Source organism: Vibrio sp. Isolate32 (genome assembly GCF_022397955.1).
Lineage (GTDB): Bacteria > Pseudomonadota > Gammaproteobacteria > Enterobacterales > Vibrionaceae > Vibrio.
Genome location: NZ_JAKEUQ010000035.1, coordinates 24,715 through 32,706, shown reverse-complemented (window position 1 = coordinate 32,706; position 7,992 = coordinate 24,715). Strand labels below are relative to the sequence as shown.

At 43.8% G+C, this 7,992-nt stretch carries 7 protein-coding genes; 3 read left to right on the top strand and 4 right to left on the bottom strand.

All coding sequences use genetic code 11. The features are described 5' to 3' along the window. Positions 1-309 precede the first annotated feature (309 nt). The 3 genes from L1D11_RS19785 to L1D11_RS19775 all read right to left on the bottom strand — a co-directional run bounded on the left by L1D11_RS19785 (position 310) and on the right by L1D11_RS19775 (position 3,154). A complete protein-coding gene (locus L1D11_RS19785) occupies positions 310-1,680 on the bottom strand; it encodes a YjiH family protein (protein WP_239833861.1) in 1,371 nt (456 codons plus the stop codon). Between the two features lie 228 nt (positions 1,681-1,908). Continuing rightward, positions 1,909-2,583 (bottom strand): YoaK family protein, encoded by a 675-nt coding sequence (locus L1D11_RS19780; RefSeq protein ID WP_239833860.1) that lies wholly within the window; start codon positions 2,581-2,583, stop codon positions 1,909-1,911. 151 nt (positions 2,584-2,734) lie between these two features. Further along, the gene (locus L1D11_RS19775; RefSeq protein ID WP_239833859.1) at positions 2,735-3,154 is read right to left on the bottom strand and encodes a GFA family protein; all 420 of its coding nucleotides are present in this window, start codon (positions 3,152-3,154) and stop codon (positions 2,735-2,737) included. A gap of 94 nt (positions 3,155-3,248) precedes the next feature. On the opposite strand from L1D11_RS19775, the gene L1D11_RS19770 reads away from it, so the two are divergent. Together L1D11_RS19770 and L1D11_RS19765 are read left to right on the top strand one after the other, a co-directional pair. Further along, positions 3,249-3,902, top strand: coding sequence for a hypothetical protein (locus tag L1D11_RS19770; protein ID WP_239833858.1), 654 nt, complete (start codon positions 3,249-3,251; stop codon positions 3,900-3,902). A 123-nt stretch (positions 3,903-4,025) separates the two neighbouring features. Next, the gene (locus tag L1D11_RS19765; RefSeq protein WP_239833857.1) at positions 4,026-4,325 is read left to right on the top strand and encodes an isoamylase early set domain-containing protein; all 300 of its coding nucleotides are present in this window, start codon (positions 4,026-4,028) and stop codon (positions 4,323-4,325) included. 297 nt (positions 4,326-4,622) lie between these two features. Here L1D11_RS19765 and L1D11_RS19760 read toward each other — a convergent pair whose 3' ends face one another. Beyond that, complete coding sequence (locus L1D11_RS19760) at positions 4,623-5,126, bottom strand: acyl-CoA thioesterase (RefSeq protein ID WP_239833856.1); 504 nt, start codon at positions 5,124-5,126, stop codon at positions 4,623-4,625. 351 nt (positions 5,127-5,477) lie between these two features. Between L1D11_RS19760 and L1D11_RS19755 the strand changes: the two genes are divergently transcribed. Next, the gene (locus L1D11_RS19755; protein ID WP_239833855.1) at positions 5,478-7,907 is read left to right on the top strand and encodes a M9 family metallopeptidase; all 2,430 of its coding nucleotides are present in this window, start codon (positions 5,478-5,480) and stop codon (positions 7,905-7,907) included. Positions 7,908-7,992: the final 85 nt, after the last annotated feature.

The following is a 7,992-nucleotide window of genomic DNA, read 5'->3' as shown; positions in this document are numbered from 1 at the left end:
TAGCCTCGGCCTCAAGACCACAAGGGCATTTCGCCTCAGAGTTAGGTTTAAGAGTCAGGGTAATAAGTGATGCTGTCTGGTGAGACTTTACTATTTTAAAGCCTTCCCAGAATGAAGATAGGAAAGTATGATTCGGCATGGAAACGGTAGTTTGTGTATGATTTTTGTTTGGCGACTAAACCCTATCACTTACTACCGTTTTTTTTTGTTTTTAGTTCCCGCTAATCCGCGATGAACCAATAAAAAGCCCCACAAAAGTGAGGCTTTATAATTCGAGTGGCTTACTTGGTTATATAAGTAGTATCTAATTTAGAATATTAGATGAGCGACGCCAGCAATAACAGGAAGAGTAATTAACGTACGCAGAATAAAGATAATAAACAGTTCTGCGATATTTACAGGAATCTTACTACCTAGAAGTAGAGCACCGACTTCAGACATGTAAATCAACTGAGTTACCGACATCGCTGCAATCACAAAGCGAGTCATTTCGTTATCTATAGACGCTGCAAGGATCGCAGGAATGAACATGTCTGCAAAACCAACCACGATGGTTTCAGATGCTGCAACCGCTTCAGGCACGCCTAGTAGCTCAAGGAACGGAATGAAAGGCTGGCCTAGAAATGAGAATACTGAGGTGTATTCTGCAATCACCAACGCCATCGTACCAAGACCCATAACTACAGGTAGCACACCGAATACCATGTCGACTGCGTTACGAACGCCTTCGCTAAATACAGACTTAACGGATTTAACTTGTGATGCTTTGTTTACCGCTAGCTCAAGACCCCATGAGAACGTTGAGTGATCTGCTGGGATTGCATCTGCGTCTTTCTCTGGCTTGGTGCCATCAATGAAAGTGTCTTTCTTCATGCTTAAAGGTGGCAGACGAGGGATGATTACAGCCGCCACAATACCCGCTAGACATATTGCGGCGTAGAAAGGTAAGAACAGGTGCTCCAGTTCTACTTGCGCAATAACCACAAGGCTGAACGTGATAGATACTGCTGAGAAAGTCGTACCTACAACCGCAGCTTCACGCTGAGTGTAGAACTTCTTTTCGTACTGTTTGCTTGTAAGTAGGATACCAACGCTGCCATCACCTAACCAAGAAGCCATACAGTCGATAGCACTGCGACCAGGTAGGTTGAAGATAGGGCGCATTACTTTGCTTAGTAGTGTGCCGAATAGCTCTAACAAACCAAAGTTAAGTAGAAGAGGCAGTAACAGACCTGCAAAAATGAACACTGAGAATAGTGTAGGAAGCAGACCTTCTAGAACTAAGCCACCGGTGTTCTCTTCCCAAATGAACTCAGGGCCTACTTGGAAGAACGTCATGAACGCTGCGGCACCGCCAATCAAACGAACCAACAACCACAGCGGAGAAGGGGTGAAAAGACCGTTTAAGAATGAATTCGATGTGATGAATGTAGGCTTGAAAATGGTGCATAAAACTGAAGCGACAGACATGAAAGCGACGATCGCAGTGATAATAGCAACGAGAGATTCACCGAAAACCGCTTGAATTGACTTGGCTAAGATAGCAACAGGGATGGTTAGATCACCTTCATAGCTAATTGGCGCCATGAAAAGAAATAAACCAATCAATGATGGGATAAAGAAAACCCAGAAACTGCTTTTAGATTTCTCTGTTGCGGCAGTGTTCGTGTTGTTAGACATGTTATTGTTCTCGAATTTTTACACGTAAAAAAGCCATATCCGTGGCATTTTTATTCATTAAACATCCGTATTTTCTTATTGGATGCAAGATTACCCAGTATTAATATCGCTTGCAATACTATTCATCAAATATCGCTAAGTATTCATACTGGTTATTCTATAACTCTTTAAAAGTTTAGAGTAAAGTGTTGCAGATGTTACGTATATTGAGAGTATATTGCCAGATGTTTATAAATCGATTGGGGCTTCAGTCCGATAGGTTAAGTATAACCAGTAGCTAAATGCAATAATGAAGGCAAAAGAGGCAGGAAAAGCCAATGCCAAGATTTCGAAGCGTTGGAACAGACAAGCGCCACTTAAGCCGCCAAACAGAAAGCCAACGACAATGAACATCAGCAGTTTGGCTTTTCGACGGTCAAACGGTGTGCCTTTGAGGCGAGCGCCAATCATGATCCCAAGATCGGTAATGATGCCACTCATGTGCGTGGTACGAATAATCGCACCGCTGTAAGTGGTGATCATTGCATTCTGCAAGCCACAGGCGGCTGAAGCGAAGTATTGACCTGAAGTATAACCTTCCAGTAGTGCCCATAGCGCCAAAAATAGCAATCCGCCCTCAATACATAGCGCAACACCGTATCGGCGCCCCAATTTCAGAGCTTGGTTTTCAATAAAGAATCCACTGAAAGCAGCGCCCGACATAAAACTTATGATGACTAATAGCAGGTGTATGGAAGTACTAGTGGGGGTTAGTAAGCTACTGCCCAACAAAGACATGGTGCCGGATATGTGGGAGATAGCTTGGTGCTGGAAGCCGAGTAAGCCGATGGCATTAACGCTGCCAGCTAGGCCTGCTAACAGTAAAGCGCCGTATTCAACCCAGCGAGGTAACTTAGAAATCATTTGGTTCACCCTGGGTTAAATGCAGGAGCAAGATTATAACGCTAGCGAAAAGATACGCTAGCGCTGTGCGGTTTTGATATTTGATCTTAGGCAACAGTATTGCAGTTTGTTTTAATAGTGTTGCTATACAAAGATAACGTTCAATGACGAACTAGCTGTAACGGCTCATTTGGTGGTCGAACTTAACCCAACCGTGTTTGCGTTCTTCGTAAACCGAAAAGCTCGGCAGTGGGAAGTCTTGCTCTTTAAATAACCCGAGCGGGACGATATAAAAACCGGCGGCGGCAACCGACTGCAAAAGCATGGTGGTGCCACACTTAGGGCAAAACTGATAGGTGACTTCATTACCCATATCACTGATGCGAGAGAAAGAGGTCACTTCTCCGCTGAGCATGACTTGTTCGGTTAGAAATCGAGCTTGCACACCAAACACACTGCCGGTTCGTTTCTGACATTCATAGCAGTGACAGACTGAGGTTCGTTGAGGTTCTCCTCTACACACTAGATTGACTGCACCACAGCGACATTCGCAACTTCTGATATTTTTATCTTTACTATAATTGATAGCCATCCGTGCTCCAGTTCTGGTTAGCCTGTATTGATAATTATACTAAAGCCCTTTATGGTCTGCACAACAGGATGAAAACAAAAGAATAAAATTGTGCATGAAAAAGAAAATCTTACCGATTCCCCTGATCTTACTGATTCCAATTGTCATGTTGGTTGTCGTAGTGGTAGCGGGTGTATATCGCTTCAATTTAAGTGATGAAGAGATCTTGGCGAAGTTCCCTTCTTCTCAAGTGAGTTATGACTCGGTTGTTGAAACTGTGTTTGATTTGAAGACAACCAACCCTTGGACAATCAAAGTACCTGAAACGAATGCTTACGCTTTTATTAATGAAGTAGATGAGCCGCAATCGCTGGCTTCTGGACGTTACGACTCGGGGGTAGAGCGGGGAGTGATAACCGTTGATACTCAAAAACTGTTTGCTGCCAAATTGGGAGAAACTCATTTTTATGTCGCGCCAATGTGGGTGTCTAACCAAGGCAGCGGTGTCTTTTATTATCTAGGCTTGTTTAAGCATGACCAACAGCGCAGCCGTGTGGTGCTGGTGGATCAACTCTTCCTCGGTGATCGTGTTCAGATCCAAACCTTAGAGGTCGCTAAACAGGAGGGCACTCAATCAAAAGGCAAACAAAGCGGGGAAGGTTTTATCGGCTTTACTCAGCATTCTGCGGAACAATCATTTGCAGAAGCGCCTTTTGAAAAGGTGTTAATGAGCTTTTCTTTTGATACGCAATCAATTGGCAAGCAATAACGTTTTTGTTAGTGTAAGGAGCTGTTGTTTATGTGAGCCAAATTACATATTATCTTAGGTAGATGAATGAAATTTAGACACTCATAGCCTTGTGTCTGCTTACTTTACAAATGGAGCTTGCTAATGATTAATAAACGTTTTTTTAAAACGAAAGATGAAGTTGAAGTGACTTTTGAGCTAGAAGCTCAAGAAGCGAATTCTGTGTCTATCGTTGCTGATTTCCTTGATTGGAAAGCTACGCCAATGAAAAAGTTGGCGAAAGGGAAAGTATATAAGTTTAAAACTCGCCTGCCTAAAGATGGCGAGTTTCAATTCCGCTACCTTGTTGATGATCAGCAATGGGTAAACGATACTAATGCCGATCGTTATATCCCTAATGAGTTTGGTGAGGATAACTGCTTGGTATCAACGGTAAGCGCTTAATCGAGATGAAGTAGCGTAAATCAATCGAAAGCAGAAACTAAACGTTTCTGCTTTTTTATTATTCGGGTACAGAATATCACGGGTTTAACCGTGGATGAATGCCTTTGGAGACGGTACGATGGATAAATGCAATACTACACTTCGTCCCAAAGTGTATATTACACGAAATACCAGGCAGTTTGGGGCATGTTAGATAGGAAGGTAGGGTTAGATAAACGAATGCCAAGCGCGTGCTTGGCATTGAAACAGTTTGGGGGCTGAAAAGGCTAGGTATTAAACGATGCCTAATGATTGACTTTATTTCAGATACTTCACGTGCGCTTCCATCTCTTTACCGATCTGTTTTCGCATGTTCATTAGGCGAATCGCAGAGTCTCTTAATTCGATGTCTTCTGGAGTTTCTGGTACCCACTCAGGGACTTTAGTCGGGTTACCATTTTCATCAACCGCAACCATAATAACGATACAGTGAGTGGTTAGACGGTTGTTCAACTCTTTAGGATCGCTCGCTTGTACATCGATAGCAATATGCATAGAAGACGAACCGGTATAGATAACTTTCGCACTTACCTCTACCAAGTTGCCTACATGGATTGGGGCAACAAATCGAATACCGCCAGCGTAGGCCGTAATGCAATATTTACCACTCCATCCTGCAGAGCAAGCATAGGCCGCTAAATCGATCCATTTCATTGCTGCGCCACCATGAACTTTACCACCAAAGTTCACATCCCCGGGTTCAGCTAAAAAACGCAGAGTAACGTCTCGTTTACCATCTTGTTGGCTATTGTTACTGCTCATGTTTCTTCCTTCATTATTATTTTATTGTATAACATGCTTGTTACTTGCTAATAACAATATACTTAAGACGACATAATTTAAAGCGGATAATCTCAAGGTTAAGAGTATTTGTTCAAACGGATGACGAATGATGTTTTCTGGGCGTGTGAGATGTTGGATAGACAAGTTGTGAAAACTAGGCGCTCATGCGGTCGCCCTGATGCAGCTAGCGAGCATAAACCTTTGGTTTTATAAACTGATGCCAAATATCTATTTTTTGAAGCAATCTCATAATTAATACGCAACCAAATTCATCTTTATAATTGTAGGGAATATAACAGCGAGCCACACATACAACTAACAAATATAATTATGCTTCATACTCGTTTATTTCCACGTCACCGTTTGGCACTAGCTTTCTTACTTTCTAGTGCATCTACTTTCTCTTTTGCTGAAAATCAGTGTGAGGTGCCTGAGCTTAAGTTGTCATCTGATCTCGCTCATGCGGTTTCACTAGCCGACAACAGTTGTTATAGCTCTTGGTTCTCAGCATCAAAGAATTCGTTAGCCAATATCTACAGCGAAGCTAGTCTGAACCAAATCAGTAAGCTACTTAACTTAGAGATCGGCCGTTACCGAGGCGAAGCTGAGCAAGCACGCAAACTTGAAAACTTAGGTGAATTTGTTCGTGCAGCTTATTACGTTCGTTATAACGCCCAGGCGGAGGACTTCTCTGAAGAATTAAGCGAGCGATTTGCACACTCAACCAATGCATTTCTTGCTAATCCCCATTCGCTAAACCAAGGGCGAGAACAAGTTGGTGCGCTGAAGAGCCTGACATTAATGGTCGACAACGTTAAGCAACTCTCACTCACTATGGATGCACAACTTGCGGCACTTAGCCACTTCAACCGTGAAACGGCGCAAGACATACAGTGGGTCGATGGGCTTAATAACCTATTTAGAGCGATGGCTGGCCATGCCGCGCGAGATGATTTCTACGATTACCTAGCAAACAACACCCAACATATAGATACACTAGCGGCATTTGCTCGTGACAATCGATGGGCTTTGGAAACAGATGCAAGTTTTCTGGTTTACAACGCGGTGCGCGAGACTGGGAGATTGCTAGCAAGCCCAGATAAAGCGACCAAAGATAAAGCGTTACAAGTGATGCAAGATGTGATGGCGCAAAATCCATTGGGTAGTGAGCACGACAAACTGTGGCTAGCGGCAGTAGAAATGCTGGGATACTTTGCACCAGAGGGTTTGAACGCACTCGATCTTGAACAGGCGAAACGCGACGTTGCTCGACGTATATTGCCTAACCGCTACGAGTGCCAAGGTCCTGCTATTCTTCGCTCTCAAAATTTAACCGAGTCACAAGCTGCAAAGGCATGTGATGTATTGGCGGCAAAAGAGGCAGACTTCCATCGAGTGGCCAATACTGGGCAGCAACCAGTGGCTGACGACAACAATCATAATGTTGAGATCGCGGTATTTGGTAGCAAAGGCAGCTATGTTGACTACTCTTCATTCCTGTTTGGCAATACGACAGATAACGGTGGTCAGTATTTAGAGGGCAATCCGGCCGACTTGGATAATGTCGCGCGTTTTGTGGCTTATCGTTATAACAATGGTGATGAGCTCTCTATTCTGAATTTTGAACATGAATATACGCATTACCTAGATGCACGCTTCAATCTACATGGTTCATTTAATGATAACTTAGCTCATGGTTATGTAGTCTGGTGGTTAGAAGGTTTCGCTGAATATATGCACTACAAGCAAGGCTACGATGCCGCAATTCGCTTAATTGATAATGGTAAGATGCGCCTATCGGATGTGTTTGCGACCACTTACTCTCATGATTCGAATCGTATTTACCGATGGGGGTATTTAGCGACCCGCTTTATGCTAGAAGAGCATCCTAATGAAGTACAAAGCTTACTGGCACTGTCTCGTTCTGGTCAGTTCGCTGACTGGGCAAAGCAGGTTAAAGTGCTTGGTCAGCAGTACGACGGTGAGTTTGAGCGTTGGTTAGATACGGTAACGACTGAAGATAAACCGGAACCCGGAGAACCCACGGATCCGACAGAACCAAGCGATCAAATCAAGGTTCTTGTCGCTAACCAAAGTGTGGTGTTGAGCGGTGACGCATACAGTGAGCAGCTGTTCTACGTCGACGTGCCTGAGCACACCACCTATTTTGAGGTATCAATTGAAGGACAAAATCAGGGGGATGCAGATCTCTACGTGAGTTATAACCGCACTGCGCATTACTATGATTTTGAGTTCAGTCAATATGGCAGTGGCAGTAATGAGGTGGTGACATTTGAGCCAGAGGCAACGGGATATATTAAGCCTGGTCGTTACTACATGAGTGTTACGGGACGAACTGAATTCCACGGGGTTAAGCTGCTTGCATCGTTAGAAACAGAGCAACCTGCTCCACCAATTCCAGAGCAAGATGACCTAACGCCTGTGGTATTAGAATCTGGTAACGCTCGCCTGTTTACGGTTCATCAACAACGTTACGCTGCCGTTTATGTTCCAGAGGGGGTAAGAGAGGTTCGCGTATGGTTAACCGATCAAAACATTGGTTCAACAGAGCAAGGGAATGTTGATCTGTTTGCGAGCCGTGCATATTGGCCAACCGCTGGGCAGCATGACTATGCGTCGGATTATCGTGGCAGCAATGAGTATCTACAAATACCAGTGACTGAGGAAGGGTACTTACATTTCTTGTTAAGTGCAGAGCAGCAAGGTGATGATGTCGAGATGTTGGTCTATTTTCATTAAGGCACAAATCTCGAATAGGTGAAATAACAAGCCGAGTATGAACACTCGGCTTTGTTTTTCTGACAGTTTTCTGTGTTTATAGAGT

What these genes read in the sequence shown, in the direction of transcription:
- L1D11_RS19765 (WP_239833857.1), top strand. Translation starts at nt 4,026, where the DNA reads ATGATTAATAAACGTTTTTTTAAAACGAAAGATGAAGTTGAAGTGACT.
- L1D11_RS19775 (WP_239833859.1), bottom strand. Translation starts at nt 3,154, where the DNA reads ATGGCTATCAATTATAGTAAAGATAAAAATATCAGAAGTTGCGAATGT.
- L1D11_RS19755 (WP_239833855.1), top strand. Translation starts at nt 5,478, where the DNA reads ATGCTTCATACTCGTTTATTTCCACGTCACCGTTTGGCACTAGCTTTC.
- L1D11_RS19770 (WP_239833858.1), top strand. Translation starts at nt 3,249, where the DNA reads ATGAAAAAGAAAATCTTACCGATTCCCCTGATCTTACTGATTCCAATT.
- L1D11_RS19780 (WP_239833860.1), bottom strand. Translation starts at nt 2,583, where the DNA reads ATGATTTCTAAGTTACCTCGCTGGGTTGAATACGGCGCTTTACTGTTA.
- L1D11_RS19785 (WP_239833861.1), bottom strand. Translation starts at nt 1,680, where the DNA reads ATGTCTAACAACACGAACACTGCCGCAACAGAGAAATCTAAAAGCAGT.
- L1D11_RS19760 (WP_239833856.1), bottom strand. Translation starts at nt 5,126, where the DNA reads ATGAGCAGTAACAATAGCCAACAAGATGGTAAACGAGACGTTACTCTG.